Genomic DNA, 22,413 nt, shown 5'->3' with positions numbered 1-22,413 from the left:
ACCGGCTCGATCACTTCGGTCGTCCCGATCACCGAACCCTGGGAGCAGAGAATGTCGTACCCCCTCGACCGCCGTGATTTCCTGCGCAGCTCGGGCGTGACAGCGGCCGCGGCCGCCCTCGGTGTCGGCGGCGCCCTGGCCTCCTGCAGTTCGGCCGAGTCGGGCCCGGTGACGCTGGACTGGTGGGACTACTTCACCCTGGACAACTTCCAGCCCGGAATGAACCGCCTGATCAAGGACATCGAGGCCGGTGTCCCCGACGTGCGGATCCGGCGGCGGAGCTTCCCGTTCGCGGAGCTGGAACGGCAGCTCACCCTGGGCGCGATCTCCGGCGACCTGCCCGACCTCGCCATCGTCGACAACGTCGCCATGAACACCCTCGGCGGCAGCCGTCTGCTGGCCGACCTCACCGCGAGAGTCGGGACATGGGGCCAGGCCGATCAGTACTACAAGGGCCCCTGGAGTGGCTGCCAGGTCGGCGGCAAGACCCTCGGCATCCCCAACAACAGCAACTGTCTGGCCCTCTACTGCAACACCCGCCTGCTCAAGTCCGCCGGTGTCGAACCCCCCACCACCTGGGACGAACTGGCCGACGCCGCCCACAGGCTGACCAGCGGGGACCGCTACGGCCTGGCGCTGAGCGCGATCAAGACCGAGGAGGGTGTCTTCCAGTTCCTGCCGTTCCTCTGGCAGGCGGGCGGCGACCTGGACACGTTCAGCACCTACGGCGCCACCGCGCTCACCTTCCTCGACGAACTGATCGCCAAGGGTTCCCTCTCCGAACAGTGCGTGGGCTGGACCCAGCAGGACGTCAACACCCGGTTCCTCAACCAGCGCGCCGCGATGCAGATCAACGGACCGTGGCAGATCCCCGCCCTGAAGAAGGCGGACTTCGACTGGGACGTCATCGCCCTGCCCCGCGGCAGGGAGGCCGCCACCTGCCTGGGCGGCGAGAACTGGGTCGTGATGGCGAACAGCAAGCACGTCGACAAGGCCTGGGAGGTCCTGGAGTACACCCAGCGCCCCTCGGTCCTGGTGCCGTACCTGGTGGCCTTCGGTGAACTGCCCGCCCGCAAGGACCTCGCCGACCGGGGCAGCTGGGCCTCCGACCCGGCCCTGCGGCTCTTTCTCAGCCAACTGCCCCTCGCCCGGCCGCGCCAGTACGGCGCCCACTACGCCGAGGTTTCCCAGACCGTCGCGGAGGCGGAGCAGGCCGTGCTCGCCGGGTCCGCGTCACCGTCCGCCGCCGCCAGGACCGCGGCCGCGAAGATCGACAAAGCCCTGGGCGAGCAATGACCCAGCCCCTCTCGCCCTCCGCGGGTCTGCGCCGCACCGGCTGTCTGTTCTGCCTGCCGGGCATGGCCTTCCTCGCCCTCTTCCTGGCCTACCCGCTCTGCTATACCGTGTGGACCTCCGTCCACGACGTCGACCTCAGCCAACTCCTCGGCGGCGCCGAGCGGTTCAACGGACTGGACAACTACCGGGCGGTGACCGGCGACCCGGCCTTCTGGCACTCGGTACGCCTCTCCCTCCTCTTCACCCTGGGCTCGCTGCTGCTCCAGTTCACGATCGGCTTCGCCCTGGCCCTGCTCTTCGCCCGCCCGTTCCCCCTGAACGGCCTGCTGCGCTCACTCCTGCTGGTCGCCTGGCTGCTGCCCCCGGTGGTCAGCGGCACCCTCTTCCGCTGGATGCTGGACGCGGAGTCCGGCGCCTACAACGCCCTGTTCCGGGCGGTCGGCCTGGACGCCCTGTCCCACGACTGGCTCACCGACCCGTCCACCTCCCTGGCGGGAGTGATCTTCGCCAACGTCTGGGTCGGCGTGCCCTTCAACATGCTGCTGCTCCTGGTCGGACTGCACACCATCGACCCGCAGCTCCACGAGGCCGCCGCCCTCGACGGCGCGAACGCCTGGCAGCGCTTCCGCCATCTGACCCTCCCACTGATGCGGCCCGTCTCGGTGACCGTCCTGCTCCTCGGGCTCGTCTACACCTTCAAGGTCTTCGACCTCGTCTTCGTGATGACGGGCGGCGGCCCCGTCGACGCCACCCGGGTGCTCTCCCTCTACGTCTACGAGGTGTTCTTCACCTTCTTCCGGTTCGGACAGGGCGCTGCGGCGGGCCTGCTGCTGCTCGTCGTACCGCTGCTGGCAGGGGTCTGGTACGTACGACGGCTGCGGCGCGAGGACGAGGCCGTGAGGGGAGGTGCCGTATGAGGACCCCACGTCACCCCTGGCTGCTGACAGCGGCCGCGACGCTGATCACCGCGGTCTTCCTGCTGCCGGTGTACTGGATGGTGAAGACCAGCCTCACCCGGCCGGACCGCATCCAGGCCCCCACCCCGCAGTGGGCGCCCAGCCCCGTCTCCGGCGAGAACTACGCGACGGCCCTGGGGTACGAGGGGCTGACCCGGGCCCTGCTCAACAGCCTGGTCATCTCCAGCGGGGTGGTCGCGCTCACCCTGCTGCTGGGCGTCCCGCTCGCCTACGCGCTCGCCCGGGTCCGGATGCGGGGCTCGGGCGTGATGGTGCTCGCGCTTCTCGTCGCCCAGCTCCCGCCGGCCATCGTGCTCGCGGCCCCGCTGTTCATCCTCGAACGCCGGGCCGGTCTCACCGACACCCACCTCGGTCTGATCGCGGCCGACACGACGCTGACGCTGCCCTTCACGGTGATCGTGCTGCGCCCGGTGATGCGCGGTGTCTCCCGCGAGCTGGAGGAGGCGGCCCTGGTCGACGGCTGCGGGCTGCCGGGGGTGCTGCTGCGGATCGTCCTGCCGCTCACGGCGCCCGGCGTGGTCGCGGCGGCCGGACTGTCGTTCCTCATCGGCTGGGGCGAGTTCCTCTTCGGCCTCACACTCGCCCAGGGGCCGGACGTCCAGCCCGTCACCGTCCTGCTCAACTCCTTCGTCGGGCAGCACGGAACGTCGTGGGGCGCCCTGATGGCCACCGCCACCCTCATCAGCATTCCGGTGGTCTGTGTCTTCGCCGTCTTCCAGCGTTTCATCGTCGGCGGGCTCGCCGCGGGCAGTGTGAGGGGCTGATCGCCGTGCATCCCCGTGACAGCACTCCCTGGGTGGCACCGCCTCCGGCCCTGACTCCGGCCGCACTGGACCCCCTGGCCGACGCATCCGTCACCCACGCCGGCAAGGACGGCGTGACCCTCGACGTACGCACGGCGGCCGGACGCACCGGCACCCTCCGCCTGCGCCCCGCCACGGGCAACTCCCTGCGGATCACCCTGCGGTTGGACGAGGTGCCCACGGAACCCCGGGTCTGCGTGGTCACCGCCCCGACCGACACCGGCTGCACGGTGGAGCGGTCACCGGACAGGCTCACCCTCCACCTCGACGCCCTGGTCCTTGAGCTCCAGCCGGCGCCCCTGACCCTGGAGTTGACGACCTGCCACCTCCGTCAGGCCACCGACGTGAGCGACCCCAGCGACCGGACGACGGTCCTGCCCCTCGGCGTCACCGAACTCGCGGACGGCCGACTGGCCTACCACGACAGCTGGATCACCGAACCCGACGAGCACTTCTCCGGCCTCGGTGAACGCTTCACCGGCCCCGACCTGCGAGGCCAAAGTGTCGACTGCTGGGTCGAGGACGCCCAGGGCTCGACCGGAACCCGCTCCTACAAGGCGGTTCCCCTCCTGCTCTCCAGCCGGGGCTACGCCGTCCTCGTGGACACCACCACCGCGGCCTCCTTCGACCTCGCCCACAGCAACACCGGCGCCTGGTCGCTGACCGTCCCCGACGAGGTGCTCGACTACTACCTGATCACCGGCACGCCCGCCGAGTGCCTGCGCACCTACCGCGACCTGACGGGCCCCGCCCTGCTGCCCCCGGACTGGGCCTTCGGCCCCTGGATCTCCGGCGGCTTCCGCCGGGACAGCGCGGCCGACGTACGCGAGCGCGCCCGACGTGTGCGTCAACTCGGCTTCCCCTGCTCGGTGTTGCACATCGACACGTACTGGCAGCGACACGGCTGCTGGTCGGACCTCGGGTGGGACACCGAGGCGTTCCCGGATCCGCGCGGGCTGATGACCGACCTGTCCGGACAGGGCTTCCACGTCTCGCTCTGGATGAACCCGTATCTCAGCGTCGACAGCCCGCACTTCACCGAGGCGGAACGCAACGGCTGGTTCCTGCGCACCCCTTCGGGCGCCACCTGGACCGGCCGGATCTGGGGCGGGGCGCATCCCGACTCGGCCGTCCTCGACCTGACCCGTCCCGACGCCGCCGACTGGCTCCGGAGCCGGATCCGCCAGGTGCTGGCCACCGGGGCCTCGGTCCTCAAGACCGACTTCGGCGAGGCGGTCCCCGCGGAGGCGGTCGCCCACAACGGCATGACCGGCGAGCGGCTGCACAACCTCTACCCGCTCCTCTTCAACGACCTGGTCGCCGAGGTCACCCGGGACGTGGCGGGCCACGGCCTGACCTGGGGCCGCTCGACCTGGACCGGCGGCCAGCGCCACGGCGCCAAGTGGACCGGCGACTCCAACGCGAGCTGGCAGGACCTGGCGTCCACCCTGCGCGCGGGCCTCTCGCTCTCCTTCTCCGGGCACCCCTTCTGGAGCCACGACATCGGCGGGTTCCACGGCACACCGGATCCCGAACTCTTCGTCCGCTGGGCCCAGTTCGGCCTGCTGTCACCGCTCAGCCGGTTCCACGGCATGACGTCCAGGCTGCCCTGGGACTTCGGCGAGGAGGCGTACACGGCCGTACTGCACGCGGCCCGCCTGCGAGAGAGCCTGCTGCCGTACATCCGCTCGGCCGCCGCCGAAGCGGTCCGCACCGGCGAGCCGCTCGCCCGCCCCATGGCCCTGGACCACCCCGGCCGCCCGGACGCCCACGCCGCCGACCTCCAGTACCTGCTGGGCCCCGACCTGCTGGTCGCCCCGCTGTACGCGCCGGGAGGACGGCGACAGGTCTGGTTCCCGCCGGGACAGTGGCTGCCGTACACCGGCGCCGGGGGACCGGTCACCGGCCCTGCCTGGCACCGTGCCGAGCTTCCCCTGGCCACCGCGCCCCTGTGGCTGCGTGCCCGAGCGCACGTTCTGTGAGCGGGGTGTCGCCCACCGCCCCCGTCCTGTGCGCCGACTGTCCGGGGCGCCTGCGAGGTGGGACTCTGGGACCGGGGAGGTATCCGCCGAGGGGACTCGGGAGGGCCCGATGGGACGTGACGTGCCGGCCCTGGTGTTCACGCGGGAGGACCGCCGCAGATACCGGGACAAGATGCACACCTGCCTCGACGTCCTCGCACAGATGCTGCGCGAGTCCGGCTTCGAGAGCGAGCGGCCGCAGGTCGGGCTGGAGATCGAGCTCAACCTGGTGGGCGACGACGGCCTCCCCGCCATGCGGAACACCGAAGTGCTCCAGGCGATCGCCGACCCCGCCTGGGCGAGCGAACTGGGCCGCTTCAACCTGGAGATCAACATCCCGCCGCGTCGGCTCCTGTCCGGCGGCCCCGGCTCCTGGGAGCAGGAGATCCGTGACGCGCTCAACCACGCCGAGGAACGCGCATCGGCGGTCGGCGCGCACCTGATCATGGTGGGCATCCTGCCGACGCTTCGGGAGTCGGACGTGGGCGAGGGCGCCCTGTCCGGCGACCCGCGCTACCGGCTGCTCAACGAGCAGATCTTCGCGGCCCGCGGCGAGGACCTGCGGATCACGGTGGACGGCGTGGACCGCCTGGCCATGTACGCCGACGCCATCACCCCGGAGGCCGCCTGCACCAGCACCCAGTTCCATCTCCAGGTCGCGCCCAAGGAGTTCGCGGACTACTGGAACGCCGCGCAGGCCGTCGCGGGCGTACAGATCGCCCTGGCCGCCAACTCGCCCTTCCTGTTCGGCAGGGAGCTGTGGCGCGAGACCCGCATCCCCCTCTTCGAACAGGCCACCGACACCCGTCCCCAGGAGATCAAGGCCCAGGGCGTACGGCCCCGGGTGTGGTTCGGGGAGCGCTGGATCACCAGCGTCTTCGACCTGTTCGAGGAGAACGTGCGCTACTTCCCGGCCCTCCTGCCGATCTGCGACGACGAGGACCCGCAGGAGGCGCTCGACGGCGGAGGCGTCCCGGAACTCGGCGAACTGACGCTGCACAACGGCACGATCTACCGCTGGAACCGGCCCGTGTACGCCGTCACCGACAGCGGACCGCACCTGCGCATCGAGAACCGGGTCCTGCCCGCCGGGCCCACCGTGGCCGACACCCTCGCCAACGGCGCCTTCTACTACGGCCTGACGCGCGCCCTCGTCGACGACGACCGGCCGGTGTGGACGCGGATGTCGTTCTCGGTCGCCGAGGAGAACCTGCACACCGCGGCCCGTGACGGCATCGACGCCCGCCTGTACTGGCCGGGGGTGGGCGAAGTGCCGGTCACGGAACTGGTGTTGCGGCGCCTGCTGCCCCTGGCCCACCGGGGCCTCGAGCTGGCCGGCATGGACACCTCGTGGCGCGAACCGCTGCTCGGCGTCATCGAGCAGCGCTGTGTCACCGCCCGCAACGGGGCCGTGTGGCAGACGGAGATGGTCCACCACCTGGAGAAGGCGGGCGTCGCCGACCGCCAGGAGGCGCTACGGAGGATGACGACGACGTACATGGACTACATGCATCTCAACGCGCCCGCGCACACATGGCCCGTGGACTGATCACCGCCACTGCTCCGCGGGCGTCAGCGGCACCGGGTCGGGCCGTTCCACCGTCGTCGACAGTTCGATCCGCCGTCCCTCGTCGGACGAGCGGAGCAGTGCGGTCATGATCTCCAGCACATGCAGGGCGAGTTCACCGTTCGCGCGGGGCGCCCGCTGCCCGTCGGCTGTGACGAAGTCGAGCAGCCCGACGCCCCGCGTGCCGCCCGCGTAGCCCGCGGACGGCGGAAGCGTCCGCCATTCGGACTCGCCGAGTCCGAGAAGCCGTACCTCACCCTCGAAGTGGTTCGGATCCGGGACCGCGAGGGTCCCCGTCTCCCCGTGGACCTCGATCGGCGCGGCGGTGGTGGCCACGCCGTCGAAACTCGTCGTGATCGTCGTCAGGGTGCCGCCCTCGTGTTCGAGCACACCTGTGACATGGCTGGCCACCTCGACCGGTATCGGCTCGCCCGCGCGGGGGCCGGACCCGATGACCCGCTCGGACCGCAGCCGGCTCGCCGCCCCGATCACGGCACGCACCGGACCCAGCAGATGCACCAGCGACGACAGGTAGTACGGCCCCATGTCCAGCAGCGGGCCGCCACCGGCGGTGTAGTAGAAGTCGGGGTGCGGATGCCAGCGTTCGTGGCCCGGGGTGACCATGGCGGCCGAGGCGAACTGGGGGCGGCCGACGGCCCCGCCCTCCACGGCCGCCCGCGCGGTCTGGATCCCGGTGCCAAGGACCGTGTCCGGGGCGCAACCCACCCTCACGGCCGCCTTCGCCGCGGCCTCCAGGACGGCGTGGGCGTCGGTGAGGTCGGCGGCCAGCGGCTTCTCGCCGTAGACGTTCTTGCCGTGGGCGATGGCGCCGAGGGCGATCTCCGCGTGTGCCGCGGGAACGGTGAGGTTCAGTACCGTGTCCACGTCCGGGCTGCTCAGCAGTTCCCCGACGGACAGCGCCCGTACGCCCGGCAGTTCGGCGGCGACGGCGGCCGACCGGGAGGCGTCGAGGTCGGCGACCGCGGTGACGCGTACGGCGGAGAGGCCGACGAGCGTGTCCAGGTAGGCGCGGGAGATGACGCCGAGACCTACGACGCCGATGCGGTGCGTGTCGCCCACAGCATGCCCCTTTCGATGACGGTGCGGACGCTCGGGTTGTCGAGCACGTCGAGGCTGTGCCCGGGTGTCGTCACCACGATCCGGCCGGCGCCCCATCGGCGGGTCCAGACGGCCGGCGAGGTGACCGGCCGGTGCCAGGGCTGCCACGGCCGGGCGGGATGGGTGGTGGTGGCGAGGACGTCGATCAGGTCGTCGTGGAGCACCCAGTACTGCTCGGTGTCCAGGTCGAAGTCCCCGATGCCGGCGGTGACCGGGTGGGTGCGGCCGAGTTCGGTGATGGTGACGGTGTACGGCAGGAAGTTGTCCTCCGCGCCTCCGTGCCGCTCGCACGGCTCCTTGCCGGGGTGGGTCGCGAACTGCCCGCCCACCAGGTGGAGATAGTCGGAGGAGGCGCGGAAAGAGTCGGCGATCCCGCCGTGCCAGCCGGTGAAGCCGGTCCCCGCCTCGACGGCCGTCCGCAGTCCCGACACCTGCTCGTGCGTGATCTCCGACATCGTCACGCACTGCACGACCAGGTCGGTGGCGGCCATCTCGGGGGCGTCGGCGTAGACGCCGGTCGACTCCTCGATCCGGACGTCATAGCCGTTGTCCCGGAGGAAGGGCACGAACGACTCCGTGGTCTTGACCGGCTCGTGTCCCTCCCATCCACCTCGGACCACCAGGGCTTTCTTCCGTGTCATCTTGTTTCTTGTTCCTTCGTGGGACAGAAAGGGTTTCCCGAGGTGAATCCCCCAGGAGGCCCGGTGAGAACCCCCGACGCCCGGTCCATGGCCGGCGCGACACCTTCGGTATTGGTATGGACCTGCCAAGAGGCAATGGCTAGGCTCTGTCCCGCCATCACACTGAGAGCGCTCTCAGAGAACTCTGCCATCCCGTTGGAACAACGAAGGGCAACCTCCATGAGACGCACCGGATTCATGCGCGCGGGCCTGGCCGTGCTGCTCCTGCTCGGCGCCGGCGCGAGTGCTGTGCCTGCCGCCGCCGACACCCCGTCCGCCTCGCGGTCCGCCGACGCCCCCGCCTCCGCCGGGCTCCTCACGGCGATGCAGCGCGATCTGCACCTCACGCCGAAGCAGGCGGCGGCACGGCTCACCGCCGAGCGGCGGGCCACGGCTCTGGAGCCCAAGGTCCGCCGGGCCGCGGGCACTTCCTACGGTGGCTCCTGGTTCGACGCCACCGCCGGCACCCTGACCGTCGGCGTCACCCCCGACGCCTCCGCCGCCACCCGCCGCGCGATACGGGCCACCGGCGCTACCGTCCGCGCCGTCGCCCACAGCGCCCGCGAACTCACCGCCACCCAGGCCCGGATCGACGAACTCCCCGCGCCTCAAGCCGTCACCAGCTGGCACATCGACCCCCAAGCCGGCGCGATCGTCGTGAACATCGTCGACGGCAGACAGGGTGACAACGATGTCCGGCGCTTTGTCGCCCGCGCCCGTCAGGCGGGTCCCGTGACCGTCCGTGAGGTGGCCTCCGCGCCGACCACCTTCGCCGCCGGAACCGTCGGCGGCGACCCCTACTACACCGGCAACGTCCGCTGCTCCATCGGCTTCTCGGTCCACGGAGGCTTCATCACCGCCGGTCACTGCGACCAGCACACCGGAAGCGTCTACGGCTGGGACCGCAGCTACGTCGGCGCCTTCCAGGGCTCGTCCTTCCCCGACAACGACTACGCCTGGGTCAACGTGGGCAGCGGCTGGTGGACCGTACCGGTCGTGCTCGGCTGGGGAACCGTCTCCGACCAGCTGGTGCGCGGCTCGAACGTGGTGCCCGTCGGCTCCTCGATCTGCCGCTCGGGCTCGACCACGCACTGGCACTGCGGCACCGTCCTCGCCATGAACGAGACCGTCAACTACAGCCAGGGCGCGGTCCACCAGATGACCAAGACCAGCGTCTGCGCCGAACCCGGGGACTCCGGCGGCTCCTTCATCAGCGGTGACCAGGCCCAGGGCGTCACCTCCGGCGGCTGGGGCAACTGCGCCGGCGGCGGCGAGACCTGGTTCCAGCCCGTCAACGAGATCCTCAACCGGTACGGCCTGACTCTGCACACCGCCTGAACATCCGGGTGGGTCCGGCCCCGGAACCGGGCCCACCTCCGGTTCGCTTCGGCGGACCGGCGGGACCGGCGGCCCACGCGGTGTCCGCCGCCCGGCTCAGGTGACGTCGGCCACCGAGAAGATCCCCGGGCCGCTGACCCCGTACAGCACGTCGTCCACCAGCAGCGGCGGCACCGCGCTCGGTGACAGCTCCTCGAAGGAGCGGCCCGCCGTGTCGAAGGACGGGGCGGTCCGGCCGATCTCCTTGCCGGTCTCCGGGTCCAGGGCCAGGATGCTGGTGTCCGGCATCGTGACGTACAACCGGCCCGCGTGGTACGCCGGTTGGCTGAAGACACGCAGGTCGCGGGAGCTGGACCAGAGCGGCTTGCCCCGCTTCACGTCCAGGGCGAGCAGGGTCTCGTTGCCGTAGTCGAAGACATACATGGTGTCGCCCTGCACCAACGGCGGCGCCTCCGGTTCGACACTCCACGGGAAGTCGATCCGCCGGGACTTCCCAGTGCTGAGATCCTGCACGAAGAAGTCGGCGGATACGCCCGAGTCGTTCTCCCAGCGCGCGTAGTACGCCGTGCCGTCGTGGACCGTGGCCAGCCACAGGTCACCCTTCGGTGCGTCGACGGCGCCCAGCGTCCTGCCGGTCCTCGCGTCGATCCGGGCGATCTCGCCGGAGCCGCCGCGCAGATCGGCGTACAGCGTTCTCCCGGGGCCCTCGTAGAACGGGCTCGTCGAGGTGGAGGCCAGCTCGCGCCGCCACAACTCCTTGCCCGTGCGCGGCTCGTACGCCGCGAAGCGCGCCGAGCCGGAGGTACCGAGGCCGTCCAGGCGAACGAGGAGCACACCGTTGAGGAAGTCGAAATCGCCCAGTGGGCCCGGCAGTCGCCACAGCAGCTTGCCGGACTTCCCGTCGAAGGCGTCGACTCCCTGCGCGCGGTCCGTGCCGTAGACGAACACCACGCCGTCATGGACGACGGGCCGGCGCACCGAGAAGCCGCTGACCTGCTTACGGCGCATGGGCTTGATCCAGTCCGTGTTTCCCGTCGCCGGGTCCAGGCGCGTCAGCGCGACCTGTTCGGAGGCGCAGAAGACGCCGAGCGCGTCCAGGGTGCACGACGGGCCCACGGCCATCGGGTCCTTCTTGTCCGACGTCAGCGCGTTGTGCCAGGGCCGCCAGCCCGCCGGTGTCGTCAGGGCGGGCGTCGTCCGCGGGGCGGTCCGGACGACCTCGTCGGACGTGCTCGCCGGGGCACCGGCCACCAGAGCGGCGGTGGCAGCCCCGGCCCCGCCGAGGAGGCCCGCCACGGCGACGGCCGCCCACAGCCGTCTCCCGCGACTGCGGCGCCTGGGCGGTCCGGCGTCCTCGAGCGGAGAGGCCACCGTCGCCGTGGGCGGGATCTCCGGCGCCGGGGACGCCCCTTCGGCCGGTTTCCCCTCGGACAGGTCCTCGGGCAGCCCCGCCAGTCCCTCCAGCACCTCGCCCGACGACGGACGGTCCGCAGGCTCCTTCGCCAGACACCGGGAGACCAACCGGCGCAAATCCTCGTGCAGTTCACCGAGCCGGGGCTCGCCGTGCACGGTGTTGTACGCGGCGAGGTAGGCGTTCTCGGCCTCGAAGGGGCTGTGTCCGGTGGCCGCGTACACGAGCACCGCGCCCAGCGAGAAGACGTCCACCGCGGAGCCGACCTCGTGCGGACGGCTGAACTGCTCCGGCGCCATGAACGGCGGTGAGCCCATCACCATGCCGGTCTGGGTGCGGACGTCGCTGTCGGCCGCGCGGGAGATACCGAAGTCGATGACCCTGACCGCCCCGTCGTCGCCCTCGCTCTCCAGCAGCAGCACGTTGCTCGGCTTGAGATCCCGGTGCACGACCTCCGCACGGTGGATCTCCCGCAGCGCCTCCGCGAGTTCGGTGCCCAGACGGCGCAGCGCCGGCCAGTCCAGCGGCCCCGACTCCTCGACCCGTTGGGCGAGCGTACGGCCCGGGACGAACGCGGTGGCCATCCACGGCCGTTGCGCCTCCGGGTCGGCGTCCACGACCGGCGCCGTGAACGCGCCGCTGACCCGGCGGGCGGCGGCGATCTCCTGCCGGAACCTGGCCCGGAACTCGGGGTTGTCGGCGTACCGCGTGTGGACGACCTTGACCGCGACGGCCCGCCCCGAGGCCGATCTGCCGAGATAGACGACGCCCATGCCGCCGGTCCCGATCCGAGATTCGATCCGGTAGCCGCCGACGGACTCCGGATCGTTCTCGCGCAGGGTCACCGCGTCTCTCCTCCACCGCTCCGGCCTGGACGGCTGCGGTCCGGACCCTTCTGTCAGGGACCCCTCACTCTAGAGGGGCGCCGGGCCGAACGGGACGCCGATCCCGGCCTTCCTGGCGGGCCCGGCCCGGAGGCGTCACCGTTCGCATGAGGAACGCACGGGGTCAATCCCGGCGCCCGGCCCTATCCTGAGGAGGCATGAAGGGGGTTCGGGGCGGGAGTGCGTGCGGTGAAGTACCGGAGTCGGAGGGGTCGTTCGGCCCGCTCGTCGTCACCGGGCAGCCCATGTTCCTGAGGGCCGCGCACGTCGAGCTGCCCGCGGAGAACCCCGACCCGACCGTGCTGCCCTCGATCACGCTGCTGGGACGCGGCTGGGAAACCGGCGGCGCCCCCGGAGAACTGCCCCTGCCGCCCGGGCAGTTGCTCGCCGGCCAGTACCGGATGATCCGGCCGCTCGGCTACGGCGGCATGGGCGAGGTCTACCTGGCGCTGGACACCAAGGTCGACAACCGCGAGGTCGCCATCAAGATCCTGCACCCCGAGCAGGCGGCGGCCGCGGCGGGCGCGCTGGCCCGGGAGCGGCGGGCCCTGGTCGACCTCGGCCACGACGACATCATCCGCGTCTTCAACTACGGCCATCACCCCGGGGTCGGCGACTTCCTCGTCCTGCAGTACGTGGACGGGCTCACGCTGCAGGAGGTGCGGGCGCGGGCCGAACTGAACCCGGGGGAGTTCGGCGACCGCCGCTTCCACGAGTTCGTCCTCGCCTACGGCGTGCGCGTCCTGTCAGCCCTCGCGTATCTGCACGCCGACCGGCCCGGCAAGGTCTACGGCGATCTGAAGCCGGACAACGTCATGCACGACGGGACCACCACGAAGATCATCGACGTGGGGAGCGTACGCCCGGCCGGGGCGCCGGGGATGACCACGGACGGCTTCAGCGCGCCCACCGTGGGACCGAACGGCGAGTCCGGAGCACAGGACGACCTGTTCAGCCTGGGCGAGACGCTGAGACGGCTGAGCGGACTGGGTACGTCGGCGCAGGATCTGGCGCGCCTCGGGGACCTCGGGACGCTGGAGGCGGACCACGGGGCGGACACGGGTACGGCACCGGCCGCCGAGGGGGAGCAGGGCAAGGAACCGTGGACCGCCGGGGACGCCACCGCCCCCGTCCCCCGCGGCCTGGGCCTGCTCTCCCTCGCCCGTGTCCTGCACCGCGCGACCCTGGCCGAGCCCGCCGGACGGTTCGCCGACGCCCGCGAGATGGACCAGCAACTCCGGGGTGTGTTCCGCGAGTTGAGGTCCCTGCGCACCGGCACCGAGACCTTCGAGCCCTCCCCGCTCTTCCTCCCGTCGGCCTACGCCCTCGACGGCGCCCTCGGCTCGGCACCACCCCTCGCCCACTGGGCGGCACCCGACGCCCCGTCACCGTTCGCCCCGCCCTCGCCCGCCGAGGTCGCCCAGCGGTTACCCGTCCCGCGCCCCGACCCCCGCGACGAGCACCACGCCGAGCTGAGCCGGCTGGCCGACGCCGCCCCGGAGGCCCTGCTCCAGCACATCGGCGACTGGCGGGACTCCACGGAGGTCCATCTGCTGCGCTGCAGGCTGCGGTTGAGGAACCCGGCGGACGGACCCGAGGCCGCCGAGGCGGAACTGCGGGCCGCCGAGACGCGGATCGGGCCCGCCCGCGCCCCGTACGACTGGCGGCTCGACTGGCACCGCGGGCTGCTGGGGCTCGCCCGGGACCAAGCGGGCGCGGCCTGGCGGCACTTCGACCGGGTGTATGCGGCCATCCCCGGCGAGTACGCCCCCAAACTGGCCCTGGGCCACTGCGCCGAACGCCTCGGGCGCCGGCACGAGGCCCTGACCTTCTACGAGGCGGTCCGGCTGCGCAACCCCTCCCTGGGCAGCGCTGCCTTCGGTGCCGCGCGCGCCCGGCTCGCCCGGGACGGCGAAAGGGCGCGCGGGGAGGCCGTACGCGAACTCGACGCCGTACCGCAGCACTCCAGGCACCGGACCGCGGCCCGTACGGCGGCCGTCCGGATCGGCATCGAGTACGTGCGCACGGCTGAGCGCGACGACGAGGTGCCGCGGCGGTTGGAGGAGGTGCTGGAGCGTCTCGCCCTGCTCTTCCACGCGCACGGGCTCACCGACGAGGAGGCCAGGGTCCGGATGACGGTCGAGGTCTGGGAGGCCGTACTGGGCGCTCTCGCGCGCGGCGCCCTCGACGCGGCCGGACTCGCGGCCCTGTCGGCCGGCGCGGACCGCCGGCTCGGGCTCCCGCCCGACGAACACGGCCTGCGCGAGGACCTCTCCCGCCGCTGTCTCACTCTCGCCCGCCAGGCCGCCCGCTCCAAAGCCCCCGAGGACGCGGCAGTGGCCGAGATCCTTCTGGACCGTGCCTACGAGATCCGCCCGCTCGCCTTCCGACATCACAGGGACAGCCCATGGCTCGGCAAGAGAGTCGCCGACTGGCTCCGGACGGTCGCTCACGCGCCCTCGCACAGGACACCCTCCGCCTCGCGCGGGCGGGTGCCGCCGTAACCGCCGAACTCACGCGCCGCATCCGCCGCTACGCCTGGCCGTCCACCACCGGCCGCCGCAACCGCGGCTATCTGCGGGACCGGCTCGTCGCCCTGCCGCTGCTCGCCCTGGTGGCCTTCGGGGCGCTCGGCTGGGTCTACGCGGACGTGCGCGGCGACTCCGCGTACCTCCGGGACCACGCGGCGCCCGCGCTCGTCGACCTCGCGGACGCCCGGGCCTCGCTGCTGATCGCGCAGGGCGAGGCCGAACGGAGCCTCGCCGAGGGACGGGCCGCCGAACTCAGCGGGCTCAGCGAGCGGTACCGCACCCGCATCGCACGCGCGACGCAGAGCCTGAACCAGGTCACCCGCAGCGGAGCCCTCACCGTCGCCGAGGAACAGGAACTGCGGGTCGTGTCCGCGCTGGTCGTCGACTACACCGGCTGGATCGGCCGGGCCCAGGGCGACGCCACGGACTCGGTCCTGCGGGAAGCCGAACTGAGCTACGCGCGCAGCATGCTCTGCTCCCGGCCCGGCGCCGCGAGCAGCGCGAACCCCTACCCCGCGTGCCCGGCCGCGACAGGATGGGGCGCGACCGCGATCGTCGACCGGGTGAGCGGCCTGGAGACACGACTGCGGGAACGGCTCGACGACCGGGCAGCCTGGGGGGCGGGCACCATCACCGCGGCCGTCGTCGCCACGCTCGCCTTCGCCCTCCTCGCCGCCGGACTGTGGCGGACGGTGTCCTTCCTGCGGTGCCGTTTCCGCATCCGGCTGAGCGTCCCCCTCGCGGCCGCCGCCCTGCCCCTGCTCGCCGTCCCCTTCCTGACCGCCGACGCGCTGCTCGCCCTGCACGCCCAGCGCGGGACGGTCCCTGTCGCGGACGCCCTGGCCGCGCGGACCTCGCCGAACACGGAGACCGCCGCCGAGGAACGCCCCTTCTCGGGACCGGACCCGCTGGCCATCGAAACGCTCCAGGTGCGGATCGACGACGGCCTGGCGGACGGCCGGCTCACGTTCCTGGACGGAGTCGCCCCGTTCGTCCTCCCCGTGGGCCTCGCCACCGCGGCCCTGATCGCCGCCACCCTGCACGCGTACCGCCGCGAGTACCTCGTCGTCACCCGCCCGGGAGCCCTGTCATGAGCCGCCTTCTGCGCGTCCTCCTCACGGCATGCCTGCTCGCCCTCGTCCCCGGCTGCGGTTCCCCCACCCGGGAACCGCTCGTCGTCCTCGGCCCGTGGACCGGCGAGGAGGGCAAGGCCTTCGAAGCCGCCCTCGACAGCCTGGACGACGGGACCGGACGGACGTACACCTACGAGGGCACCCGCTCACTGCGCGAGACGCTCGTCTCACAACTGGAGGCCGACGACCCGCCGGACGTGGCCGTCCTCAACAGCATCGGCGAACTCATCGAGTACGCCCGCCGCGACAAGCTGAAGCCCCTCGCCCGCGAGAGCACCGAGCGCGCCTCCCCGCCATGGGCGCCGACGCTGTACGTGGACAGCAAATGGCGCACGTACTGGGTGCCGTTGAAGATCGACCTGAAGAGCCTCGTGTGGAGCAAGCGGGGCGCGCCGAGCGGCACACCCACCTGGTGCGTGGGACTCGCCTCGCAGGCCACCTCGGGCTGGCCGGGCACCGACTGGATCGAGGATCTCGTCCTCCACCAGGCGGGCCCCACGCTCTACACGGAATGGGCCATGGGCCGCCTCGACTGGCGCACCCCGGCCGTCGAGCGTGCCTGGAAAACCTGGGCGCACCTGCTCGGCACCCGTTCCTCGGCCTCGGTTGAGGGGTCCCTGACCACGTCGTTCGAGGGCTCGGCCGACCGGGAAGGGCAACCGCGCGGCCTGCTCGACTCACCCGACTTCGACTGCACGCACGAGCACCAGAGCGCCTTCATCCGGTACCTCTACGCCGGCGAAGACGTGAAGGTGGAGCCGTCGGCCCGCTATCTGGACGGGCGGCCCGAGTACCGGGACACCTTCGAGGTCGCGGGTGACATGGCCGCCGTCTTCAGTGACGATCCGGACGCCCAGAAACTCGTGGAGCGGCTGTCGAGCCCCGCCGGACGCCGACGCTGGCAGACGGAGGCGGACCCCGCGGTACGACCGCTGTTCCCGGAGACGGCCGGGCTGTCGCCACCGAGCTCCCCCGTGGAGCGGGACATCGACCACCTGCTCACCTCCCGCGCCCGCAACCTCTGCTTCGACGCCTCCGACGTGATGCCCCCCGAACTCCGCGACGCCTTCCACCGGGCGGTCCTGGAGTTCTTCCGCGACCCGACCGACCGGCAACTCGACTCACTGCTACAGCAGTTGGAGACCGTACGTACCCAGGTCAACACGGATTCCGGCACCGACCGCACGTTCCGCCCGCCGGAGCACATCTGCGCGAGGCCGGGCGGGTGATCGCCGAGTGGGGACCGGGTGGGTGGGCCTCGGCGTGAGCCGCGGTGGACGGCCCTTGACGGAGCGACCGGCGGACGGTGTCCGTACCAGCCCGGCGGCCGACCCTCCGCGTCGATCCCGGCCTTGACGTGGCGGAACCCTCGTCCGGGGGGACGGGCTGACATGGTGACGTCATGTGCTGGAGTGCGACAGCGGATCTCGTGGCGGGCGCGGCCGTCACGTCCGTAGGAGCGGCTTGTGTGGCCCGGACCCGCCGCGCAAGGGACCTGCCCCTCGCCGCGCTGCCCCTGCTGCTGGGCGCCCACCAACTCGTGGAGGCCCACGTCTGGCACACCGGTGGCGGCACCGGCGCGGCCACCGTCGCCTGGGCCGTCATCGCGCTTCTCGTGCTCGCGGTGTGGGTGCCGGTGGGCGTGTGGTGCGTGGCCCCACGCCGGGCCCGACGCCGGGTGACCGTGGTCGTGGCGGTGGGCGCGGCGACCGCCGCCGGCCTTGCGTACGGTCTCGCCACCCGCCCCGTCCGGGCCGAGATCCGCGGTCACACCATGGCCTACGTCATCGGCCTGCCCCAGGCCGAACTGCTCGTCGCGGGCTACCTGATCGCCACGGTCGGAGCCCTGCTGCTCTCCGGCGACCACCGGCTGGCCGGACTCGGAGTCCTCTGCGGGGTGGGCGCGGTGGTGTGCTGGCTGCTGTGGCGGCTGGAGTTCGTGTCGACCTGGTGCGCGCTGGCTGCGGTCTGCTCGGTGGTCCTGTACGGGTGGGTTCGCAGGCGCCCCACGCCGAGGCGGGCCCTCCCGGCGTGGAACGACGGGCACTGATCAGCGGGCGAACTGCCTTACGATGCGGCCTAGTTCAGCGCGGACGGGTTCACCTCGGCCCGGTCCATTCCAGCCGATGTGCGATGGCTCTGCCATGATGCCGATCGCCCGGGAGCCGTGCGTGCTCCCGGGATCCCGGAGTCGATCTACCGCCGGTCACGCGATCCCATCGTGAGGCTCGCCGTGCCGGTACTTGCGTGACCGGTGTTCAGGCGGGTGCCCGGCCCGAACTCTCGCGGACCACCAGCTCCGGTGCAAAGACGCCGTGCGCGGCGATCTGCGCGGACTCCTCCAACTCCGCGTGCAGCAGGGCGAACGCCGCGCGGCCGAGGCCCGTGAAGTCCATGCGTACGGTCGTGAGGGACGGCGTCAGATAGGCGGAGTGCGGTGCGTCGTCGAACCCGGCCACACTGACCTCGCCGGGCACCGAGCGGCCGGCCTCGTGCAGGGCGCGCAGTACACCGAGTGCGAGGTCGTCGTTGCCGCACAGGATCGCGGTGACGGACGGGTCCGCGGCAAGTGTCAGACCTGCCGCGTGGCCACCGGCGGGGCCCCAACTGCCCTGCACGGGAAGGGGTTCCTGAGCACCGGCCTCCTGCAGTGCCCGGCGCCAGCCGCTGGTACGGGCGCTGGTGCGGCGGGTGCTGGACGGAATGGCGACGTAGTGCACGGTCTCGTGGCCCAGGGACAGCAGATGGCGGGTCGCCTCGTAGGCGGCCTCGCGGTCGTCGGTCCACACCCAGGGCCGGTTGTCGGTGGGCGGGCTCGCCGGGGTCTCGACCACGCCGACGACCGGCATCCCGGCCGGGACCGACTCCAGGGCCCGGACACCGGGCGGGTCGTAGGCGATCACGATCAGCCCGCCGCCCGCGTCGGCGGCGCGCTGCACCTCGGCGGTGACGGCGGCCTCGTCGGCCGATTCGAGGACGCCGACCCCCACCGAGTAGGCTGCCGCACGGGCTGCTTCTTCGACACCCTGCAGGATCGAGGCGTAGCCATAGTGTGTGGTGTTGGCGGTGAGCACGGTCACGGCCCTGCTGCGACCCCTTGCCAGGGCGAGTGCGGTGGCGTTGCGCCGGAAGCCGAGCTCGTCGATGGCGGCGAGGACCCGCTCCCGCGTCGACTGCTTGACGCTGGGGTGACCGTTGATCACCCGGGAGACGGTCTGGTAGGAGACCCCGGCGGCCGCGGCGACGTCCCTGATGCTCGCCGGACTGCGGTTGTGACCGGTCACATTCATGCCTGGATTGTGACCCGTCCCTGATGGAACGTCAAGGCGGCATAACGATGAGCGCACGTGATCGGACGGGCGTGACTGGACCTAGGCGTCTGTGACGTGCGTGTGCGTGGTTCCGTCAGCGGGGCTGATACGGCCTGGGCGGCCGCATGCAGCGCTCGGCCATGATCTGCCGTACGCGGTCGGGGTGGTCGGTGATGATGCCGTCTACGCCCATGTCCATGAGCGCCTCCACAGTGACCGGGTCGTCGCAGGTCCACGGGACGACCTTCAGGCCCCGGGCGTGAGCCTCCCGGACCATCGCCCGGTCGGCGTAGCGGAAGCCGGGTCGCCGACCTCGCCGCTCTGCGGGAAGCCGCAGCCCAGGGCTTTGTCGGATTCAGGGTCCCGACAAGGCCCTGGGCTGCGGCGCTCCCGGTAGCCGTAACCTGCCGACCCGGTGCGCGAATGGCGACCGGCCCGCCGTAGCTGCCGTCCGCCCGTCATGTGTGTCGGACCCGTGCAGCGCGGCAACGAACCCGCCAGGACCGCCGGTTCGGTGGTCCGAGGTGGCGGGTCGGGCTCGGTACGCGGACCGGGACGGCGGTGGCGGGCGGTACCCCGCCCCGTGGTGGGCCGGGATGCCGCCGGGATGCGGTGACGGCTGCCGGGTCGTGCGGGTCGGCAGCCGTCACCTCGTCATGCCGTCCGTCAGGTGCTGCGCCCGGCCGGATCGTGCACAGCGCTGTCACTGTCCAGGTCACCGTCGGAGACCGGGGCCGGGGCGGTCTTGGGTTCCTTCGCCCGGTCGGCGTGGCCCGGCCACCATGCCGCGTGGCCGATCAGGGCCGTGAGGCTGGGGGTGAAGAACATCGCCATGACGAACGCGGCTACGGCGATGCCGAAGGAGACCGCGAAACCCATCTCGGTGAGGAGGGCGTTGCCGGCCAGCATCATGGTGGCGAAGGTCGCCGCCAGGATGAACCCGGCCGCGGCCACGGTGGGACCGGCGTGCCGCACGGCCATGCCGGCCGCCTCCCGTGGTTCGCGTCCCTCGCGGGCCTCCTCCCTCAGCCGGGCGATCATGAGGATGTTGTAGTCGGTGCCGATGGCGACCACGAAGAGATACATGATCACCGGGAGCATGAACATCAGGCCCGAATGGCCCTGCCCGTCCTGGAAGATCCAGACCGTGGCGCCGAGCGTGGCACCGAAGCCCAGGCCCACCGATCCGATCAGGTACCAGGGGGCGACCACGCTGCGCAGCAGCAGCCCCAGGATGAGCATGATCAGTACGGCGGCGACGGGGAAGACCGTCTTGTAGTCGTGGTTGACCGCGGTGTTGATGTCCTTGAAGATCGAGGACATGCCGCCGACGAGGGCTTCGGTGCCGTCCGGGGCGCCGGCGTGAGCGACGTCGCGGACCCGTCCCACGGTGTCGATGGCCTTGTCGGTCGAGGCCTCGTACTTGAGCGTGACGGTGAAGTCCGCGGTCGTTCCCGCCTTGTTGACCTGGGTCATACGGGCGCTCGCGACTCCGTCCACAGCCCCGAGCTTTGACGCGTACGACGCGAAGGCGCTCTTGTCGAGCGGGCTGCCGTCGGTGCTGGAGAGGTAGACGTCGGTGGGTGCGGCGGCGCCGGCGGAGTAGGCCTTCTGCATCTCGTCCTGGACGACCATCGACTCCTTCGTGTCGGGCATGGAGCCCGAGGCGAGGTCGAACGTGGCCTTGTAGCCGAGCGTCCCGAGGGACAGCGCGACCAGGACGAGGCCGGAGAGCGCGGCGGTGAGCGCCGGACGGTTCCGCACGCTCCGGCCGAGAGCGGCGAACCGGGCGTTCTCCGGCTCCCGCTGCCAGGACTTGGACGGCCAGAAGACCTTCGGGCCGATGAGGGAGACGACGGCCGGGATCAGCGTCAGGCCCGCGATCAGGGTGACGGTGACCGCGATGGCCAGGGCCGGGCCCATCTGCTTGAGGAAGCCCAGCGTCGACAGCACCAGCGCGAGGAAGGCGATGATGACCGCCCCCGCGGCGGAGGCGATGGCCTCGCCGACCCGGTCGACCGCGTTGACCATGGCCTGCTTCGGTTCGTCACCGAGACGCAGACGTTCTCGGTAGCGGAACATCAGGAACAGGAAGTAGTCGGTGCCCACGCCGAACAGCACGACGATCAGGATCGACGAGATCGAACTGTTGGCCTGGAGATCGAAGAGCTTGGTGGCGTACGCGATCAGCCCGTTGGCGATCGCGGACACCAACCCGATCGTGATCAGGGGCAGGAAGGCCAGGATCGGCGCGCGGAAGATGATCAGCAGGGTCACCAGGATGATGACGAAGGTGCCGATGCCGATCAGCGCCTCGCCGCGTTTGGACGAGTCCTGCTGGTCGAGGGCCTGCGCGGCGGAGCCGCCGAGCTTGACGTCGAGGTCGGTGCCCTTGGTGAGTTGCTTGACGTCGTCGCGCAACACCTTGGCCGCGTCGGCCTGTTCGGGCTGGCCGGCCTTCTTGCTGTCCATCTGGACCAGGGTCAGGGTGTACCTGCCGTCTTCGGACGGCTGGCCGGGGATCACCTTCTGCACCTGGTCGATCTTCTTCTCGCCCAGTTCCCTGCTGATCCGGGCGACGTCCTTCTTGTCCTCGGCGGTCAGCTTGCCGCCGTCGGTGCGCTGGTACAGCGCGATCGCGGAGGGGGTGAAGGCGCTGGGGAACGCCCTCTCCTGGAGATCCGCCGCTTTGATCGATTCGTAGCTCTTGGGCAGAAAACTGCTCTCGTCGCTGTTCGAGGGCAGACTCGGGGCGGTGGCGAGGATCGCCACGGCGGCGATCAGCCAGGCCACGATCGTCCAGACGGGATGTCGGACGACTGTGTTGCCAATACGTCGGAACATGCGGGGCGTCCTCCTGGGAAGGAAGATCACCGCAGCCCGGGGAGCGGTCCCTGGCACCGGCGATCCAGGCCGCCCCTCAGGGCAATCCCCCCGTCGGGCGGCCGGAATGGTTGTCTTGGGCTCACATGGTAGAGATCACTGGTGAAGATCGCTTCAGTGGGGGTGGTCGCGATCACCGGTCGCCGCGGCCGAAGAGCAGTCGTACGAAGCGCACCGAAACCGCGACCGGTGTGCCGTACACCGGGCGTGCCCGTCGACGGGCGGAGCCCTCCGGCCCGATCCTGCACGCCCGGCGGTACTCGCCCCCTGGAACGCCGTCCCGGCCGTCGCCGTGCCCGCCCAGTGGCGCTGCCCGCTGGCCGCCGCCGGAGCGGTCTGAGCGTCCACCTCCGTCAAGATCGCGCGAGCTCTCCGGCACCCAGGAGCCGCACCGGCCGGCGCTGCGGCGCTGCGGATCACGCCCCACGGCACCGTCGCGGCCCTCGCCCAGGCCTCCGC

The 22,413-nt window shown here is 71.6% G+C and carries 15 protein-coding genes and 1 pseudogene; 10 read left to right on the top strand and 6 right to left on the bottom strand.

Annotation, left to right across the window (positions count from 1 at the left end; genetic code table 11):
* Nucleotides 1-51 precede the first annotated feature (51 nt).
* The 5 genes from ACZ48Z_RS06450 (at nt 52) to ACZ48Z_RS06430 (ending at nt 6,646) form a co-directional block, all read left to right on the top strand.
* Nucleotides 52-1,296, top strand: a complete 1,245-nt coding sequence (locus tag ACZ48Z_RS06450) for an ABC transporter substrate-binding protein (RefSeq protein ID WP_468734657.1) — start codon at nt 52-54, stop codon at nt 1,294-1,296.
* Entirely contained in the window at nt 1,293-2,213 is a 921-nt protein-coding gene (locus ACZ48Z_RS06445; RefSeq protein ID WP_468734656.1) for a carbohydrate ABC transporter permease, read from the top strand. The genes ACZ48Z_RS06450 and ACZ48Z_RS06445 overlap by 4 nt, the downstream gene beginning before the upstream one ends.
* On the top strand, nt 2,210-3,037 hold the full coding sequence (locus tag ACZ48Z_RS06440) for a carbohydrate ABC transporter permease (protein ID WP_468734655.1): 828 nt from the start codon (nt 2,210-2,212) through the stop codon (nt 3,035-3,037). The genes ACZ48Z_RS06445 and ACZ48Z_RS06440 overlap by 4 nt, the downstream gene beginning before the upstream one ends.
* 32 nt (nt 3,038-3,069) lie before the next feature.
* Entirely contained in the window at nt 3,070-5,058 is a 1,989-nt protein-coding gene (locus tag ACZ48Z_RS06435) for a TIM-barrel domain-containing protein (RefSeq protein ID WP_468734654.1), read from the top strand.
* 109 nt (nt 5,059-5,167) lie between these two features.
* Entirely contained in the window at nt 5,168-6,646 is a 1,479-nt protein-coding gene (locus ACZ48Z_RS06430) for a glutamate-cysteine ligase family protein (protein ID WP_468734653.1), read from the top strand.
* Here the strand turns inward: ACZ48Z_RS06430 and ACZ48Z_RS06425 are convergent, their stop codons facing one another.
* Nucleotides 6,647-7,744 carry a Gfo/Idh/MocA family protein gene (locus tag ACZ48Z_RS06425; RefSeq protein ID WP_468734652.1) on the bottom strand — a complete coding sequence of 366 codons (1,098 nt, stop codon included), beginning with the start codon at nt 7,742-7,744 and terminating at the stop codon, nt 6,647-6,649.
* Nucleotides 7,714-8,424 (bottom strand): ThuA domain-containing protein, encoded by a 711-nt coding sequence (locus ACZ48Z_RS06420; RefSeq protein WP_468734651.1) that lies wholly within the window; start codon nt 8,422-8,424, stop codon nt 7,714-7,716. The genes ACZ48Z_RS06425 and ACZ48Z_RS06420 overlap by 31 nt, the downstream gene beginning before the upstream one ends.
* 219 nt (nt 8,425-8,643) lie before the next feature.
* Between ACZ48Z_RS06420 and ACZ48Z_RS06415 the strand changes: the two genes are divergently transcribed.
* Nucleotides 8,644-9,801: a S1 family peptidase gene (locus ACZ48Z_RS06415; protein WP_468734650.1), complete on the top strand. Its 1,158-nt coding sequence runs from the start codon at nt 8,644-8,646 to the stop codon at nt 9,799-9,801.
* A 96-nt stretch (nt 9,802-9,897) separates the two neighbouring features.
* Here ACZ48Z_RS06415 and ACZ48Z_RS06410 read toward each other — a convergent pair whose 3' ends face one another.
* A complete protein-coding gene (locus tag ACZ48Z_RS06410) occupies nt 9,898-12,057 on the bottom strand; it encodes a protein kinase domain-containing protein (RefSeq protein WP_468734649.1) in 2,160 nt (719 codons plus the stop codon).
* A 197-nt stretch (nt 12,058-12,254) separates the two neighbouring features.
* Here ACZ48Z_RS06410 and ACZ48Z_RS06405 point away from each other — a divergent pair, with 197 nt between their 5' ends.
* From ACZ48Z_RS06405 to ACZ48Z_RS06390, 4 genes are all read left to right on the top strand, one after another.
* Complete coding sequence (locus ACZ48Z_RS06405; protein WP_468734648.1) at nt 12,255-14,600, top strand: tetratricopeptide repeat protein; 2,346 nt, start codon at nt 12,255-12,257, stop codon at nt 14,598-14,600.
* On the top strand, nt 14,504-15,721 hold the full coding sequence (locus ACZ48Z_RS06400) for a hypothetical protein (RefSeq protein ID WP_468734647.1): 1,218 nt from the start codon (nt 14,504-14,506) through the stop codon (nt 15,719-15,721). The genes ACZ48Z_RS06405 and ACZ48Z_RS06400 overlap by 97 nt, the downstream gene beginning before the upstream one ends.
* On the top strand, nt 15,718-16,989 hold the full coding sequence (locus ACZ48Z_RS06395) for an alpha-glucoside ABC transporter substrate-binding protein (protein WP_468734646.1): 1,272 nt from the start codon (nt 15,718-15,720) through the stop codon (nt 16,987-16,989). The genes ACZ48Z_RS06400 and ACZ48Z_RS06395 overlap by 4 nt, the downstream gene beginning before the upstream one ends.
* Nucleotides 16,990-17,162: 173 nt before the next feature.
* Complete coding sequence (locus ACZ48Z_RS06390) at nt 17,163-17,810, top strand: DUF6629 family protein (protein WP_468734645.1); 648 nt, start codon at nt 17,163-17,165, stop codon at nt 17,808-17,810.
* 208 nt (nt 17,811-18,018) lie between these two features.
* Here ACZ48Z_RS06390 and ACZ48Z_RS06385 read toward each other — a convergent pair whose 3' ends face one another.
* The 3 genes and pseudogenes from ACZ48Z_RS06385 to ACZ48Z_RS06375 form a co-directional block, all read right to left on the bottom strand.
* Nucleotides 18,019-19,050, bottom strand: a complete 1,032-nt coding sequence (locus tag ACZ48Z_RS06385) for a LacI family DNA-binding transcriptional regulator (RefSeq protein ID WP_468734644.1) — start codon at nt 19,048-19,050, stop codon at nt 18,019-18,021.
* A gap of 115 nt (nt 19,051-19,165) precedes the next feature.
* Nucleotides 19,166-19,404, bottom strand: a pseudogene (locus ACZ48Z_RS06380) (glycerophosphodiester phosphodiesterase); the annotation flags it as partial.
* A 333-nt stretch (nt 19,405-19,737) separates the two neighbouring features.
* On the bottom strand, nt 19,738-21,915 hold the full coding sequence (locus ACZ48Z_RS06375) for an MMPL family transporter (protein ID WP_468734643.1): 2,178 nt from the start codon (nt 21,913-21,915) through the stop codon (nt 19,738-19,740).
* Between the last annotated feature and the right edge of the window lie 498 nt (nt 21,916-22,413).

The organism is Streptomyces sp. NPDC031225, from assembly GCF_055570355.1.
The sequence above is the reverse complement of the archived record's forward strand: the minus strand, read 5'-3'. Positions and strand labels throughout refer to the sequence as shown.

What these genes read in the sequence shown, in the direction of transcription:
- ACZ48Z_RS06450 (WP_468734657.1), top strand. Translation starts at nt 52, where the DNA reads ATGTCGTACCCCCTCGACCGCCGTGATTTCCTGCGCAGCTCGGGCGTG.
- ACZ48Z_RS06445 (WP_468734656.1), top strand. Translation starts at nt 1,293, where the DNA reads ATGACCCAGCCCCTCTCGCCCTCCGCGGGTCTGCGCCGCACCGGCTGT.
- ACZ48Z_RS06440 (WP_468734655.1), top strand. Translation starts at nt 2,210, where the DNA reads ATGAGGACCCCACGTCACCCCTGGCTGCTGACAGCGGCCGCGACGCTG.
- ACZ48Z_RS06430 (WP_468734653.1), top strand. Translation starts at nt 5,168, where the DNA reads ATGGGACGTGACGTGCCGGCCCTGGTGTTCACGCGGGAGGACCGCCGC.
- ACZ48Z_RS06420 (WP_468734651.1), bottom strand. Translation starts at nt 8,424, where the DNA reads ATGACACGGAAGAAAGCCCTGGTGGTCCGAGGTGGATGGGAGGGACAC.
- ACZ48Z_RS06415 (WP_468734650.1), top strand. Translation starts at nt 8,644, where the DNA reads ATGAGACGCACCGGATTCATGCGCGCGGGCCTGGCCGTGCTGCTCCTG.
- ACZ48Z_RS06405 (WP_468734648.1), top strand. Translation starts at nt 12,255, where the DNA reads ATGAAGGGGGTTCGGGGCGGGAGTGCGTGCGGTGAAGTACCGGAGTCG.
- ACZ48Z_RS06400 (WP_468734647.1), top strand. Translation starts at nt 14,504, where the DNA reads ATGGCTCGGCAAGAGAGTCGCCGACTGGCTCCGGACGGTCGCTCACGC.
- ACZ48Z_RS06395 (WP_468734646.1), top strand. Translation starts at nt 15,718, where the DNA reads ATGAGCCGCCTTCTGCGCGTCCTCCTCACGGCATGCCTGCTCGCCCTC.
- ACZ48Z_RS06390 (WP_468734645.1), top strand. Translation starts at nt 17,163, where the DNA reads ATGTGCTGGAGTGCGACAGCGGATCTCGTGGCGGGCGCGGCCGTCACG.
- ACZ48Z_RS06385 (WP_468734644.1), bottom strand. Translation starts at nt 19,050, where the DNA reads ATGAATGTGACCGGTCACAACCGCAGTCCGGCGAGCATCAGGGACGTC.
- ACZ48Z_RS06375 (WP_468734643.1), bottom strand. Translation starts at nt 21,915, where the DNA reads ATGTTCCGACGTATTGGCAACACAGTCGTCCGACATCCCGTCTGGACG.